At 40.3% G+C, this 14,892-nt stretch carries 13 protein-coding genes; 2 read left to right on the forward strand and 11 right to left on the reverse strand.

The window, feature by feature from the left end; translation table 11 throughout:
* Positions 1-47: 47 nt before the first annotated feature.
* The 4 genes from V5M36_RS00245 to ribF all read right to left on the reverse strand — a co-directional run bounded on the left by V5M36_RS00245 (position 48) and on the right by ribF (position 4,966).
* Complete coding sequence (locus V5M36_RS00245) at positions 48-530, reverse strand: FKBP-type peptidyl-prolyl cis-trans isomerase (RefSeq protein WP_338560823.1); 483 nt, start codon at positions 528-530, stop codon at positions 48-50.
* Entirely contained in the window at positions 523-1,062 is a 540-nt protein-coding gene (gene lspA, locus V5M36_RS00250; protein WP_338560825.1) for a signal peptidase II, read from the reverse strand. The genes V5M36_RS00245 and lspA overlap by 8 nt, the downstream gene beginning before the upstream one ends.
* Positions 1,055-3,901 carry an isoleucine--tRNA ligase gene (ileS, locus tag V5M36_RS00255; RefSeq protein WP_338560827.1) on the reverse strand — a complete coding sequence of 949 codons (2,847 nt, stop codon included), beginning with the start codon at positions 3,899-3,901 and terminating at the stop codon, positions 1,055-1,057. The genes lspA and ileS overlap by 8 nt, the downstream gene beginning before the upstream one ends.
* A 63-nt stretch (positions 3,902-3,964) precedes the next feature.
* Positions 3,965-4,966 (reverse strand): riboflavin biosynthesis protein RibF, encoded by a 1,002-nt coding sequence (gene ribF / locus V5M36_RS00260; RefSeq protein ID WP_338560829.1) that lies wholly within the window; start codon positions 4,964-4,966, stop codon positions 3,965-3,967.
* Between the two features lie 207 nt (positions 4,967-5,173).
* On the opposite strand from ribF, the gene V5M36_RS00265 reads away from it, so the two are divergent.
* Positions 5,174-6,298, forward strand: coding sequence for a TDT family transporter (locus tag V5M36_RS00265; protein ID WP_338560831.1), 1,125 nt, complete (start codon positions 5,174-5,176; stop codon positions 6,296-6,298).
* Positions 6,299-6,479: 181 nt separating this feature from the next.
* Positions 6,480-7,040, forward strand: a complete 561-nt coding sequence (locus V5M36_RS00270; RefSeq protein ID WP_338560833.1) for a 5'-methylthioadenosine/S-adenosylhomocysteine nucleosidase family protein — start codon at positions 6,480-6,482, stop codon at positions 7,038-7,040.
* A 192-nt stretch (positions 7,041-7,232) separates the two neighbouring features.
* On the opposite strand, the gene V5M36_RS00275 is transcribed toward V5M36_RS00270, so the two are convergent.
* The 7 genes from V5M36_RS00275 to argA all read right to left on the reverse strand — a co-directional run bounded on the left by V5M36_RS00275 (position 7,233) and on the right by argA (position 14,841).
* Complete coding sequence (locus tag V5M36_RS00275; protein WP_338563936.1) at positions 7,233-7,859, reverse strand: TetR/AcrR family transcriptional regulator; 627 nt, start codon at positions 7,857-7,859, stop codon at positions 7,233-7,235.
* 344 nt (positions 7,860-8,203) lie between these two features.
* Entirely contained in the window at positions 8,204-9,067 is an 864-nt protein-coding gene (locus V5M36_RS00280; RefSeq protein WP_445206293.1) for an ABC transporter ATP-binding protein, read from the reverse strand.
* Positions 9,068-9,076: 9 nt separating this feature from the next.
* On the reverse strand, positions 9,077-9,931 hold the full coding sequence (gene ssuC, locus V5M36_RS00285; RefSeq protein WP_445206294.1) for an aliphatic sulfonate ABC transporter permease SsuC: 855 nt from the start codon (positions 9,929-9,931) through the stop codon (positions 9,077-9,079).
* The gene (gene ssuD, locus V5M36_RS00290; RefSeq protein WP_338560835.1) at positions 9,928-11,103 is read right to left on the reverse strand and encodes an FMNH2-dependent alkanesulfonate monooxygenase; all 1,176 of its coding nucleotides are present in this window, start codon (positions 11,101-11,103) and stop codon (positions 9,928-9,930) included. Before ssuD ends, ssuC begins: the two co-directional genes overlap by 4 nt.
* 45 nt (positions 11,104-11,148) lie before the next feature.
* Positions 11,149-12,147 (reverse strand): aliphatic sulfonate ABC transporter substrate-binding protein, encoded by a 999-nt coding sequence (locus V5M36_RS00295; protein WP_338560837.1) that lies wholly within the window; start codon positions 12,145-12,147, stop codon positions 11,149-11,151.
* A gap of 13 nt (positions 12,148-12,160) precedes the next feature.
* Complete coding sequence (locus V5M36_RS00300; protein ID WP_338560839.1) at positions 12,161-13,135, reverse strand: sulfonate ABC transporter substrate-binding protein; 975 nt, start codon at positions 13,133-13,135, stop codon at positions 12,161-12,163.
* Positions 13,136-13,488: 353 nt separating this feature from the next.
* Positions 13,489-14,841, reverse strand: a complete 1,353-nt coding sequence (argA, locus tag V5M36_RS00305; protein WP_338560841.1) for an amino-acid N-acetyltransferase — start codon at positions 14,839-14,841, stop codon at positions 13,489-13,491.
* Between the last annotated feature and the right edge of the window lie 51 nt (positions 14,842-14,892).

Below are 14,892 nucleotides of genomic sequence, written 5' to 3' on the forward strand. Positions count from 1 at the left end.
GAAATAAAAAAAAGTGCCCGGAGGCACTTTTAAATTTTTGAAACCGATTACATGATTTTAATGCCTTGTTGACCGGCTGGAGTCACTTTGAAAATTTCAACTTCAAAGGTGATATTTTTACCTGCTAAAGGATGATTGAAATCAACTTCAGTAATGTCATCACCGACTGTTTTCACCACGCCATAAAGACTTTGTTTGGCTTTGTCTTCAAACTCAATCATATGACCAACCACAGGTCGCTGTTCGAACTTCACAGTATCAACCTTTTGAACATTTTCTTCGTTCCAAGGACCGAAAGCATCTTCTGGTGGGAGACTTACTGTGCGACGGTCTCCCGCGCGTAAACCAAACAAGGCTTTTTCAAAGTCAGGCAGCAAACTACCATCACCAATGACTAAGCTTACCGGTTCTTCACGGCTACGGGTATTGTCGATTTCAACACCGTCTTCAATCGCTACAGAAAAATGTAGATCTACTTTCGAACCCGCTTTTATGCGAGTGTCTTCATTGGGATTAATAAAATCAGTCATTTTGCGCTTCCGCTTGTTTAATTCGATGTTTTTCTAAGAAGAAAGTATCGATTAGCATCAAAATAGTACCCAGTGTAATCGCACTGTCGGCAATATTGAATGCAGGAAAGTGGCTGTTGTTATAGTACACGTGAATAAAATCGACCACGTAGCCCAGTGCGACACGGTCAATTAAATTGCCCACTGCACCACCCAAAATGAGAGCGATGGCAATCGGGAGTACCAACATGTTTTTTGGCATACGTACCAGCCAAAAAACGAAAATAACAGACACAATCCCTGCCAATGAGGTAAAGAAATAACGTTGCCAACCACCAGCATCGGACAAGAAACTAAAAGCTGCGCCATAGTTATGTAGTAATGTCCAATTTAAAAAGGGCAGTACGGGTACTGGATCTGCATAATTCAGATGCGTACTCGCAATCCATTTGGTCCATTGATCAAGAATGATTGCGACTATAGACAGTCCGATCCAAACTAAGTTGTGTGGATAGAACTGGAATAAACCCTTTTTATTGTGTGGATTAGGCATATTTTCTCTCTTCGCCTTGACCTGTAGGAAGGTTAATAATACAACGAGAACAAAGGCCTGGATGTTCGTGATGTGTATTTACATCAGACAGTACATGCCAGCAACGTGCACATTTTTCGCCATCAGCAGCTGAGACAAGCACACGTAAACCTTCAAGCTCTGTTGCTTCACCTTGTGTCTCATCAAAAGCATGAACGATCACAGTTGATGTAATTAACACAAAACGTAATTCATCATTCAATTGATCCAACACCGCTTTTAATTCAGCATTGGCCCACAGTTCAACTTTCGCAGACAGGTTAGAACCAATCAATTTTGCATTTCGAGCCGTTTCAATTTGCTTATTCACCGCAGATTTTACAGCAATCATGGTTTGCCAATCGGCTTCTGAAATCAAGTTGGCTTTAGAGGCAACAGGAATGTCATACCATTCAGTGGTGAACACATACTTTTCAGTTTGACCCGGAATTAATGGCCAAGCTTCTTGCGCCGTAAAGGTCAAGATCGGTGCCATCCAACGGACAAAAGCTTGTACCAAATGATACAACGCTGTCTGTGCTGAACGACGTGCTTGAGAATCTGATTTCGTTGTGTATTGACGGTCTTTAATGATGTCTAAGTAGAAACCACCCAAGTCATTAATACAGAAATTCGTCAAGGCATTGGTGACGATATGGAAGTTCATATCTTCATACGCTTGTTGAATCGTTTTCTGTACGTCTGTAGCACGTTGTAAAATGTATTGATCGAGTGCGATCAAATCATCAATCGCTAAGCAATCGGTACTTGGTTGGAAACCATTTAAGTTCGCCAACAAGAAACGTAGCGTATTACGGATACGACGGTAGCCATCTGATGCACGGCTAAAGATTTCTTTACCCGCAGTCATTTCATAACGATAGTCGGCAGATGCAATCCAGAAACGCAGTCCGTCAGCACCCATATCTTTAATGATGTCTTGTGGTGTGATCACGTTGCCGATCGATTTCGACATCTTGCGGCCTTTTTCATCGACCACGAAACCGTGTGTTAATAAACCTTTATAGGGTGCGCGTTCATTAATCGCGATAGAGGTGAGTAATGAAGACTGGAACCAACCACGGTGTTGATCTGAACCTTCTAAATAAAGATCAGCAGGGTCAGTCAACTCTTCACGTTCACGCAGTACTGCAAAATGTGTCGTTCCTGAGTCAAACCAAACGTCTAGAGTGTCACGAATCGCATTGTAGTGTTCTGCATCAGCACCGATGAACTCAGCCGCATCACGGTTATACCAACCATCAATACCTTCTTGTTCGATCAGTTTAGCCACTTCTTCAATCAGTTCAGGCGTACGTGGATGTAATTCATTGGTGTCTTTATGTACGAAGAATGGAATCGGCACACCCCAAGTACGTTGACGTGAAATACACCAGTCAGGACGACCTTCAATCATCGATTGAATACGGTTCTTACCCCAATCAGGTACAAAGCCAATGTCATTTTCAATCGCATTGAGTGCTTTTTGACGTAAACCTTGCGCATCCATGCTGATGAACCACTGTGGGGTCGCACGGAAGATAATTGGTGTTTTATGGCGCCAGCAATGTGGGTAGCTATGTTTAATGACCACATGTGCCCATAATTTATTGCCTTCAGTTAAGGCAGCAATAATTTTTGGATTGGCTTTATAAATATGCTCGCCTGCAAACAGTGGTGAGGTCGGTAAATACACACCATTTCCACCGACAGGGTTTTCAACTTTTAAGTTATATAACAGACCTACTTTATAATCGTCCACACCATGGCCTGGTGCAGTATGTACTGCGCCTGTACCGCTGGTTGCAATCACGTGCTCACCCAAAATGACAGGCACTTGGCGATCAGTAATCAGTGGATGTTGTAATTGAAGATTTTCAAGTTTTGAACCGCTAAAGTCAGCAAGAACTTCAACCGCATTGAAACCATAACGCTCAGTTGCAGATTCAACTAAATCTTTTGCAAGAATGAAGTTTTGTGCAGCTTTATCTTCAGCAGTTGCTTTAACCAGTTGATATTCAATATCGGCATGTAATGCAACGGCTTGGTTGGCAGGTATTGTCCACGGTGTGGTGGTCCAAATCACAATATCTGTTGCATCAGTAACGCTAATGTCTAAACGCGCAGACAGATCAGCTAAATCAATGACAGCAAAACCAACATCGATAGCATCGGATTTTTTATCTTCATATTCGACTTCAGCTTCAGCCAATGATGAACCGCAATCTAAACACCAATTGACAGGTTTAAGACCAGGTTCAATATGACCTGCTTTTGCAATTTCACCCAGCGAGCGAACAATATTCGCCTCTTGTTTGAAATTCATCGTTAAATAAGGATTGTCCCAATCGCCAAATACACCCATTCGTACAAAGTCTTTCTTTTGTAGTTCAACTTGAGTGTAAGCATATTCGCGGCATGCTTTACGGAAAGTAGAGGCATCGACTTTAACGCCAACTTTACCGACTTTTTCTTCAACTTTAAGTTCAATTGGAAGCCCGTGGCAATCCCAACCTGGAACATAAGGTGCGTCAAAGCCATCCATCACACGACTTTTAATGATGATGTCTTTTAAAACTTTATTGACTGCATGACCCAAATGGATTTGGCCATTTGCATAGGGAGGGCCGTCATGGAGCACATATTTTTTCTTGCCAATACGCGACGCACGAATCTGCTGATAAATGTCATCGGCATACCACTCTTCTAACCATTTCGCTTCACGTACTGCGAGATTTGCTTTCATCGCAAATTCGGTACCTGGGAGGTTTAGTGTGGCTTTGTAATCCACTACATTTTCAGGAGTTTGCTTATCGCTCATGCAAGTTTTCTTCCAATTTAATCAGTCTAAAGCTGACACGTTTTACATTAAAATTTGGTGTATTTAAAAAGGAAAAGTGGGGGTGTTTTGTCGAAACTCAAGAAGTTTCTCAACATCATCATCTATTCCAGCTTTAAGTGCTTCAAGCGAAGGGTAGTTCTTTTCACCATGTAAATAGTTCAGGAACGTGACCCGCATTAACAGGCCATACAGATTAGCAGAAACATTGGGGAAATGTACTTCTAATCGCCATTCAGGATGATCTTGTTTGATGGCAGGACGCGTACCAACATGCCCCGCACCAAAAAGTCCAGTGGCGTCATAGCCTGAGATTCCGATTTTATTCGAATCTTCGGCTATAACTTTGTCTTTTAAAGACAGATTTTCGCAAACAACTTCGACGCCATAAATGCCGTTTAGACACGGTTTGTGGCGGTTTAAGCGGACATTAATAGTGGGAAAATTAATCGTGCGACCAATTTGATCGCCATATTGTACCCGACCGATCATACTATAAGGACGACCTAGTAATTTTGCGGCATGGGCCAAATCACCTTGTGCTAATGTTTGACGAATTAAGGTTGAACTAACGCGTTCTCCATCAACATCAACATTTTCAAGATCAGTCACGTGAAAACCATAATGACGTAAAAACTGGCTATTGCCTTGACGGTTTTTACCAAAGTGATGATCTTCACCTAAAACTAAGTTTTGGGTATTGAGTTTTTCTTTTAAAATATCTGCAAATTCTTCCGCACTTAAGTTTCGAAAAGCATCGTCAAATTTGGCTATCACAATATAATCTACGCCGAGCTCTGTAAGGTATTCGACCTTTTCACGTAAGGAACTAATGCGTGGCGGAGCTTCATAAGCTTTAAAAAATTCAAGCGGTTGAGGTTCAAAAATCATCACCAAAGTTTTTAAATTATGTTGCTGAGCAATATTCTTCAGCTGAGCAATCATCGCCTGATGGCCCAAATGAACACCGTCAAAATTACCAATAGTGACAGCGGTTTCGGGCAATTTAAAATTTGGCGCTAAAGCATTCAGACGGAGCAGCTTCATGGGCGATTTTATGACTAAAATGAATTTGGGCTATATTTTGCCATAATCTAACAGTTTCGTCTTGTTGTTGTGTTTTCATACAAAAAAAATTATCGATAAGTAAAGTTTATATCAGTTAAACTTATACTTAAAATAAATATTAATCAATTTTTCTTATTAATGGAGCGGTTTATAATCAATTTATAGCCAATAACTGAGCGTATTGAGATGAATAAACCTTTTGAACACCTAGATCGTAAGCAAGATCTAATCCGCCATTTTACCCCGAATTGGTTTACTGTAAATATGGGAACAGGCGTACTTGCTTTAATTTTGGCGGAGTTTGGAACTTTTTCATCTCTTTTTTCGCAATTGGGTGCTGGTTTATGGTTGTTCAATACCGCACTGTTTATATTTTTCACTGTGCTATACAGTTTAAGATGGATATTGTTCCCTCAAGAAGCGAAACAAATATTTAGTCATCCGAGCATGTCTTTGTTTTTAGGTGCAATCCCGATGGCTTTAGCGACCATTATTAATGGCTTTCTTAAGTTTGGTGTTGAGTTTAATGCTGAGCTTGCAATCAATCTTGCACAAACATTGTGGTATGTCGATGTCATTTTAGCGGTAGCGATCGCTTGGACTGTTCCTATTTGTATGTATAGCTTGCAAAAACATACATTAAGCAATATGTCTGCACTTTGGTTGCTACCGATTGTGGCCTGTGAAGTTGCTGCAAGTTCAGGTGGATTGTTATTGCAACATCTTGAAATGGGGCAACATGCGGTGGGAATCTTGCTCGGAAGTTATTTGCTTCTCGGTTTATCTATTTTACCAGCCTTTGCGATTCTGACCATTTTGATGCTGCGTCTTGCCTTACATCAACTTTTACCTAAAGAGCTTGCGATTAGTTGTTGGTTGGCTTTGGGTCCAATTGGAACGGGTGCACTCGCTTTACTGGTCTTGGGCGCACAAGCACCTGAGGTTTTAGCGACCATCGCTATGCAAGAATTAGGTGTATTTTTCCATCAAGCGGGGATTTTAGGTAGTCTTATTTTATTGGGCTTCGGACTTTGGTGGTTAGGCATTGCGGTACTTAATACTTTGAAACATGCGAAGGATTTGCCTTTTAACTTGGGTTGGTGGGGCTTAACTTTTCCATTCGCTGTATTTATTTTGGCATTTTTTAATCTTGCGCATCAAACCAACTTCGCGGCATTAAATTACGTGGCTTTTGGTTTTGCCAGCTTATTGATCATGTTGTGGTTAGTGGTCATGAGTAAAACAATTCAAGGTTTTTATCAGGGTCATTTATTTTTTTCACCGTGTTTAAAAGCGTATTTGGAAAAGTAAGATCCATTTTACTTACATGCTCAAAAGTAACTTAAACCTTCAGGACAATGCATTGATAGAATCGCATTGTCCTTTTTTTATAGCGGGCTATTCGAAGAAATTCCGAGACAAAATTTAATGTTGCGTTCGTCAGAGTCTTGTTTTCTAATGACGATCATTTAAATATTTTCTAGAGCGTCGTATGTCTGAATTGGCTTTAATCATGGCACTACCGAATGAGTCTAAAGGTTTGTTTGAAGCAGCAGGAATTCAAGTGCATTACTCTGGGATTGGTAAGGTGAATGCCGCATTTAAAACTTTTGACGTCATTCAAAAAACAGGGTGTAAAAAGATATTGAATTTGGGCAGTGCAGGAAGTTCTTTTTTTGATACGCATGCATTGGTTGAAGTTACTCAATTTGTGCAGCGTGATATGGATGTTTCAGCTTTAGGCTTTGCTGTGGGTACAACCCCGATGGATAATGATTATCCTGCAGCGATTGAGCTAGATGCTTTCTTTAAAAATTTACCTAAGGGTATTTGTGGTACTGGAGATCATTTTGAAACAGATACGCCCAAAGTTCCATGCAACTTAGTCGATATGGAGGGTTATGCCATCGCTAAAGTATGTAAGAAACTTGGGGTAGAGCTGATGTCTGTCAAATATATAACAGATGGTGCAAATGACACTGCGCATTTGGAATGGGAAGAAAACTTATTATTAGGTGCTCAAAAATTATTATCGTTATATAAAAGCATGTAATCGTTTTTGAAAATTTGAAGGTTTAAACCTGAGTGACTATAGCGGTCTATGGTCATGATCTAAAATGAATATTTAAATGAAAATACTGATTTAAAAGATCACCTTGGTTTAAAAAAAATATTTATTTAAAGAAATTTTAAAGAAAGATAGTATTTCTTTAAAAATAACATCCCTGCATGGAGCTCAGAGTGATTATTCAGAACGAGGTAAAATACCGTACAAGATCATATGTACTGTATGTTCAATCGTACGTTGGTACATGCTGCGGTTACGTAAGGTTTTTCCTGTGACCATTTCAATTTGCGTACTAAAATCAGCATAGTTTTGAGTAATACCCCAAAGGTTGATGATCAATACTTCAGCATCAATTTTATCCGAAAGTTTACCTTGTTCTTGCCATGCGGCAATCACTTTAGATTTTCGTTTAAACAGTTTACGTAAAGGACCTTTCAGGATCGGCAAGATATGCGGTGCGCCTTGAATAATCTCTAAAGCAAATAATTTTGATGCTTTTGGTTGAGTACGAGAAACCTCAATTTTTTGCATTAAATATTGTGAAATAGCTTCAGTGGGTTCAAGTTCTGACTCAAGCATTTGCAAAGGGGCTAACCACTTCTGCATCACGGTCGTTAAAACTTCAACGTAAAGTGCTTCTTTATTTTCATAATAATAGAAAATATTCGACTTGTGCATTTCTGCCAGTTGCGCAATTTCATCTAGACTTGCACCACTGAATCCATACACAGAAAAAACATCGAGTGCGGCTGCCAAAAGTTGCTGCCGTTTTTGCGTACTTTTTTTCTGTTCCATCTCGTCAATTAACAATAACAATAATCATATAAATTGTACGGCAAAATGTGCGATTTGTGCACAAGGATTATGGTATTTCAGGTAGATTATGAAGAATAATTGTGTAGTTAAGTGATTAAATTGATATAAGCGCTTTAATTAAATATTTTTGATTAACAATGGTTCAGTTTTACCTAATAAATGATGAAATGCCGATTCTATTCTAATGCGTATTTTTACACGAATGAAACGTGACCGATCTGAGCTGAAAGATAGATGCTTAATAAATAATTGCAAAATTGTGTTGAACAAGCACATTAGGCAACAACTTTGCGATATGCATAGAGACGCACCGTCAAAGTCATTGCTTATGTTTAAGTCGATAAAACGGCTTGTAGCACTTGTTGTTCTAATTCAGAAAATTGAATATTTTTCTGTCTAGGACGTGCAAGATCGACTTTAAATTGATGCGCGATACGGCCTTTATCTAGCAAAATAATACGATCTGCCAGCTGGACAGCTTCACTGACATCATGCGTTACTAAAATCGTGGTAAATCCTTGTTCCAACCATAAACGCTCGATTAAGGCTTGCATATCTAAACGTGTAAGTGCATCGAGTGCGCCCAAAGGTTCGTCTAGAAGTAAGATTCGCGGTGTATGCGACAAAGCACGAGCCAAAGCTGCACGTTGACGTTGTCCACCCGAAAGTTGCGCAGGCCAATGGTCCGCTTTTTCCTCTAAACCGACTTTACTGAGTAAGTGAGTGGCTTTGTCATGTTGAGATTTTTCTAGACCCAACTGGACATTTTTCAATACGCTCTTCCAAGGCAAGAGGCGAGGGTCTTGGAACATCACACGGATATCATCTGAAGTAATCCCTTCACGGAAATTAAGTGCAGACTTGAATTTAATTTCGCCATAACTGGGTTGTTCTAAATCTGCGATTAAGCGTAAGAGTGTGCTTTTACCACAACCACTGCGCCCAACAATAGCGACAAACTCACCGGATTCAATATGGAGGTCTAAGTCTTCAAGAACCGTGACTTTGTCATAAAATTTATGCAGTTGTTCTATATTAATTTCTGCACCAATTATTTTGGCATTTTCCACTGGATGAGTCTTCTCAGAATGATGATCCTTGCCAGATTGATGACTCTCTTCAGTCACTGGATTATCATCAGATCGATGATTGCGATGAGGGTCGTTTGCATAGTTTTGAATACTTAAATCAGTCATGAGAATCTCCTATTTTTGATAGCCTGGATGCCAGCGCAATAAATATTTTTCTAAGGAAACTGCAAGTACATCTGCCAATTTACCCAATAAGGCATACAGTAAAATACCCACGAGTACGATATCTGTTTGCAGAAACTCACGCGCATTCATGGTCATATAACCAATTCCAGCCTGTGCAGAGATGGTTTCAGCAACAATCAACAGAACCCAAACGAGACCAAGTGCAAAGCGTAATCCCACCAAAATAGAGGGTAAAGCACCGGGTAAAATAATTTCTTTATAAAGCTGCCAGCGTGTCAGACCATAGCTTTTCCCCATTTCTATCAACTGTGGATCAACAGAGCGAATACCATGATAAGTATTGATATAAATAGGGAAAAATACCCCAATCGCAACCAAGAATAGTTTGGCTGTTTCATCAATACCAAACCAGAGAATCACCAAAGGAATGAGCGCTAAGGCAGGTATGTTGCGGACCATTTGTAAAGTTGTATCCAGCAGCGTGGAAGCCACTTTCGATGAGCCATTGAGTAATCCTAAAAAGAGCCCAAGTCCCCCACCAATAACTAAACCAATAATGGCACGGCCCGCACTGACTTGAACGTGTTTCCACAATTCACCACTGATAAGGAGTGTCCAAAAAGCGCTTACGACCGCCGTTGGCGCAGGTAATACGCGGCTCTCTAAAAGACCTGTAACCGAAGCAATTTGCCAAATTGCGATTAATACAATCGGGACCAACCAAGGCAACAAACGTTGCCCCAGCTGTTTAGTTCCACGCGACAGAAAACTTTCGCTTTTTGGCGTCTTACTTTTGCTGATTACAATGGATGTTCTGGTCGACGTTTCCAACTGTGCGGTCATGCTGGCTCCTGTTTTTTATCATCCTTTTTATTTTCTTCAGGCGTATAGTTATTGGCTACGATTTCCCCGAAAGGTCCCGTCAAATTAGGTTGAGCCAGTTTTTGACGCGTTTCGATAGGCAGTAGAGGGAATACTAATTCCGCAAAACGAATAGATTCTTCTAAGTGTGGGTAGCCTGAAAAAATAAAAGTATCAATGCCTAAGTCTGCATACTCTTGAATACGATCTGCAACCGTTTGTGGGTCACCGACCAATGCCGTTCCAGCACCACCGCGAACAAGACCGACGCCCGCCCAAAGATTAGGAGAGACTTCAAGTTTAGAGCGATCTCCGTTATGCAGTTCAGCCATACGACGTTGACCGATTGAGTCCATGGTTTTGAATTTTGCTTGTGCTGCTTGAATCGTTGCGTCGTCTACATACTGAATCAGTTCTTCAGCTGCGGCCCAAGCTTGCGCATTGGTTTCGCGGACAATCACATGTAAACGAATACCATAATTTAAAGTACGACCACGTGCTGCTGCTTTTACACGGACATTTTCAAGCTTTTGTTTGACGGCCGCAGGGGGTTCACCCCAAGTGAGATAAGTATCGACTTGTTCTGTTGCCAGCTCGACAGCATCGTCTGATGAGCCACCAAACCAAAGTGGTGGATAGGGTTTTTGAATCGGTGGATACAACAGTTTTGCGCCGTCAACTTGTAAGCGTTCACCATGGAAAGTAAAGCTTTCTCCTGTGTGTGAACGAGTCAGAATTTCACGCCAAATTTTGGTGTATTCGGCTGCAGTTTTATAACGCGTCGAGTGATCTTCATAGACACCATCCCCTTTTAATTCTTCTTCATCGCCACCTGTGACTAGATTTAATAAGACCCGGCCATTGGACAAGCGATCAAAAGTTGCTGCCATACGCGCAGCCAAAGCAGGGGTGGTTACACCAGGTCGCAAAGCCACAAGGAATTTTAGATTTTTGGTTGCATCAATCAAGCTTGCAGCCGTAATCCAAGGGTCTTCACATGAACGACCTGTTGGAATCAATACACCTTCATAACCTAAGTTATCGACAGCAACAGCAATCTGTTTCATATAAGCATGATCGACTTGACGTGCGCCTTTGCTGGTACCTAAGTAGCGACTGTCACCATGTGTAGGAATGAACCAAAAAATTTTCATGTCAATTATCCTTACTGAATAGATCTAAACTGAATAGATTTAAAATTATTTACGAACATCGTTCTGTTGAATGGCATCTTGAATATTGATTTTTTTCGGAATCAATTTCTCTGCATAAAACAAATCTGCAATTTTCTGTTGTGACTCAATTGTTTCAGGTGTTAATGGACGAATTGGAGATGGCTTTAAGCGGCGGTCCAACGAATGCTGAGCAATCTCTTTGGTCAATCCTGTACTGCTGGCATAGAGTTCGACAGCTTGCGCTTGATTATTCAAAACCCATGTATCTGCTTGATTCAAGCTATGTAGCACTTTGCCTACAGCTTGAGGATGCGCTGTGGTGAATTTTGGATTGGTGATGTAATAAGCATAGGTTTTAGGAAAATCTTGACCATCGATCAATACATCAACTTTATGAGTCAGCTCTACTGCAGACAGATACGGATCCCAAATCGACCACGCATCAATTGAACCTTTGTCCAGTGCTGCACGAGCATCAGCAGGGGGTAACCAAATCGGTTGAATGTCTTGCCAAGTGAGACCTGCTTTTTCCAGAACTTTAGCCAAAAGTTCGTGTGCACTAGAGCCTTTTTGCACTGCAATACGTTTGCCTTTTAAATCTTCTATTTTTTTGATGGCAGAGTTTTTAGGTATCACAATGCCGAGCGAGTTCGGTGGGTAAACCTCATAACCTGCATAACTAATGTCTTTATCAGCCGCTTGTGCAAAGATAGGTGGCGTATTACCCACAGCACCAAAATCTACTGCACCGACAGCTAAAGCTTCAAGCATTTGAGGTCCAGCAGGGAACTCACGCCATTCTACTTTCACCCCAGGGAACTCTTTTTCAAGCAATTTTTGCTCGCGAGTCACCAATAAATTTAATGATGATTTCTGGAAGCCAATTGAAATACTTTTAACTGTTTGTTCAGTGGTGTCAGTCGGCGCTGCTTGTTTATCTTTCTGTTCTGTTTTTTGGCATGCAACCAAAGCCAAAGTGAATGTTGCTAAGCTGGTCACTGCAATTTTTTTGTAGTTATTCATGACTGATCCCCGTTCATTCTTTAGAAGTATTGGTTAAAATTGCAGCTTGGATATTGATTTGATTTGGAATAAGTTTTTGTTGGTAGAAAGCATCTGCAACATATTGTTGTTCTTTCACCACATCTGCAGAAATAGGTTTCACACCAAAGCCCATGCGTGAGATAGAAGATTTCAGAATATCGAATGATAATCCTGTTGGTTTTTCTAATAATTTGCTGGCTTCATTCTGATTCTGCGCAACCCATTGCGTGGTTTCATTGAGTTCAGCCACCACTGTTTTTAAGATATTTGGATTTTTTTCTGCAAATTTACGATCAGCCAAATAAAACTGATGATTACTGACGAGATTTTGACCTGTGGCAATAACACGTGCGCCAATTTGTTGCTCTGCTGCTGCAAAGAACGGATCCCAAATCACCCATGCATCGACTGCTCCACGCTCGAAAGCAGCACGTGCATCAGAAGGAGGTAAGTACACAACATCAATATCTTCAAGTTTGAGCTTATTGGCTTCTAATACTTTTAATAATAAATAATGAACGTTAGACCCTTTATTTAAGGCAATACGTTTACCCTTTAAATCTTGTACTGTTTTGATATTTGAATCTTTTTGAACAATTAATGCCTCAGCTTTCGGTGCCGCGGGTTGATTGGCTACATAAACCAAATTAGAGTTTGCCGCCTGAGCAAAAATGGGAGGTGCTTCACCTGCTTCGCCAAAAGCAACGCTGCCAACGTTTAAACCTTCGAGCAGTTGAGGCCCCGCTGGAAATTCTACCCAACGAATATTGACGCCTTGATCTTTTAAGGTTTTTTCCAGTGTACCGCGCTCTTTAACAATCGGGAGAATGCCGTATTTTTGAAAACCAATATTGAGCGTGACCGTTTCGGCTTCTTTTTTGCCACAGCCAGAGATCAACATTGCACCCGCAACCAATGAAGTGATAATTACGGTTTTGGTCATAAATTTCGATTTGATCGTGTGCATACGTGTTGATTCCCCTAAACCAAATTTGAAAGCTGCGTTTTAATAAAATAGATGCATACGCTAATGAATTTTCTTATGCGAAAAAAATAACAATTGAGTAATTCCTAATGAAGAAAAAAGATAAAATAAAAACAGAAAAACTTATCTTTATTTTGGGAATAGGATACAGCGCTGTTCATTTTTTATTTTTATTTAGATTATTGATTTTTATAGATTTAAATTTATTATCTCGTGTCTAGATATGGTTATATTTTTCTTAGGAAAAGCAAAAGAGCATTTGATTTGAATGCAATGTAATAAGTTTATTAAAAATAAAGATATAGATAAAAACAAGTCAATAAAAAAGCCACTGATTAAAGTGACTTTTTACAAACCAATGAATTCCTTTGAAAATTATAAAGCGCCTGTCTCGCTTGCGGGAGTTCATCAACACTGGCATTTTCAAAACCATGTTCTAAAAACCAATGTGCTGTACGTGTGGTCAGAATAAACAATTGTTGAATATCTAAGCGTTTAGCCTTTTCTTCTAAGTAATGCAGAATTTGACTACCACGATTAGATTTACGATAACTCGGATGCACGGCAACACATGCAATTTCAGCAGATTTGATTTCATTTGCGTGACTTGGAATAGGGTAGAGCGCAGCGCAGGCCAGAATCATACCGTCTCGTTCAATGACAGCGAAACGTTCAATTTCATTTTCCAAACGCTCACGTGAACGGTATACCAAAATACCTTCTTCCTCCAAAGGACGTAACAAACTCATTAATCCGCCGACATCTTGAATATTCGCAGTACGCACTTGTTCATAATGAGCATCGGTGATCATGGTGCCATGACCATCACGTGTGAAAAGTTCTTCAATTAAGGCACCATCATGTGCATAAGAAATAAGATGTACGCGATGAACGCCTTTAAGCGACGCCAATTTTGCATTTCTGAGATGAACCGCTAAATCAAAATGAGTGTCCTGATATTTGGCAATATGTTGATCCAACTGATGCGGCGTAATTTCACGAAGTAATTTGCCGAATTCATCCAACAGACCTTGTTGACTGCCCAAGAAAATTAATTTGTCTGCTTGTAAATCAATGGCGGTTTTGGTGGCTACTTCTTCTGCCAATAAATTATAAACCTCACCTGTGGTTGAATAACCAGAAGGTCCAAGCAACACAATATTATGATTATCTAAATGCTTTTGAATCGCTTCGGTATCGATACTGCGAACTTCACCTGTAAGTTGATAGTCAATACCCTCACGAATACCATAAGGCTTTGCCGTGACGAAATTACCTGAAACGACATCAATGCGTGCGCCGTACATGGGTGAGTTGGCAAGCCCCATGGAAAGAAACGCTTCGATTTGTAAGCGAATCGCGCCCACTGCCTGCATCACTGAACTTAAAGATTCACGTGTGGTAATACGACGATGGTGATGAAAAGGCGTCTCAAGATTTTTTTCTTTTAAATTGACATTAATTTGAGGACGAGCGCCATGGACCAAAATTAATCGAATGCCCAAAGAATGCAGTAGCGCAATATCATGGATAATATGCTGAAAATTATTATCCAGAACCGCATCGCCACTGAACATCAAGACAAAGGTTTTATTACGATGAGCATTGATATAAGGCGCAGAGTTTCGAAACCAATGCACATATTGCTGAGCAGTGCCTTGTGTTGTTTCTAATGAATCTGGTTGCATACGTATACCAATATCAAAATCGTTTATGTAAATTTGATTCTAAACAAAAAA

Source organism: Acinetobacter sp. KS-LM10 (genome assembly GCF_036896575.1).
Lineage (GTDB): Bacteria > Pseudomonadota > Gammaproteobacteria > Pseudomonadales > Moraxellaceae > Acinetobacter > Acinetobacter avistercoris.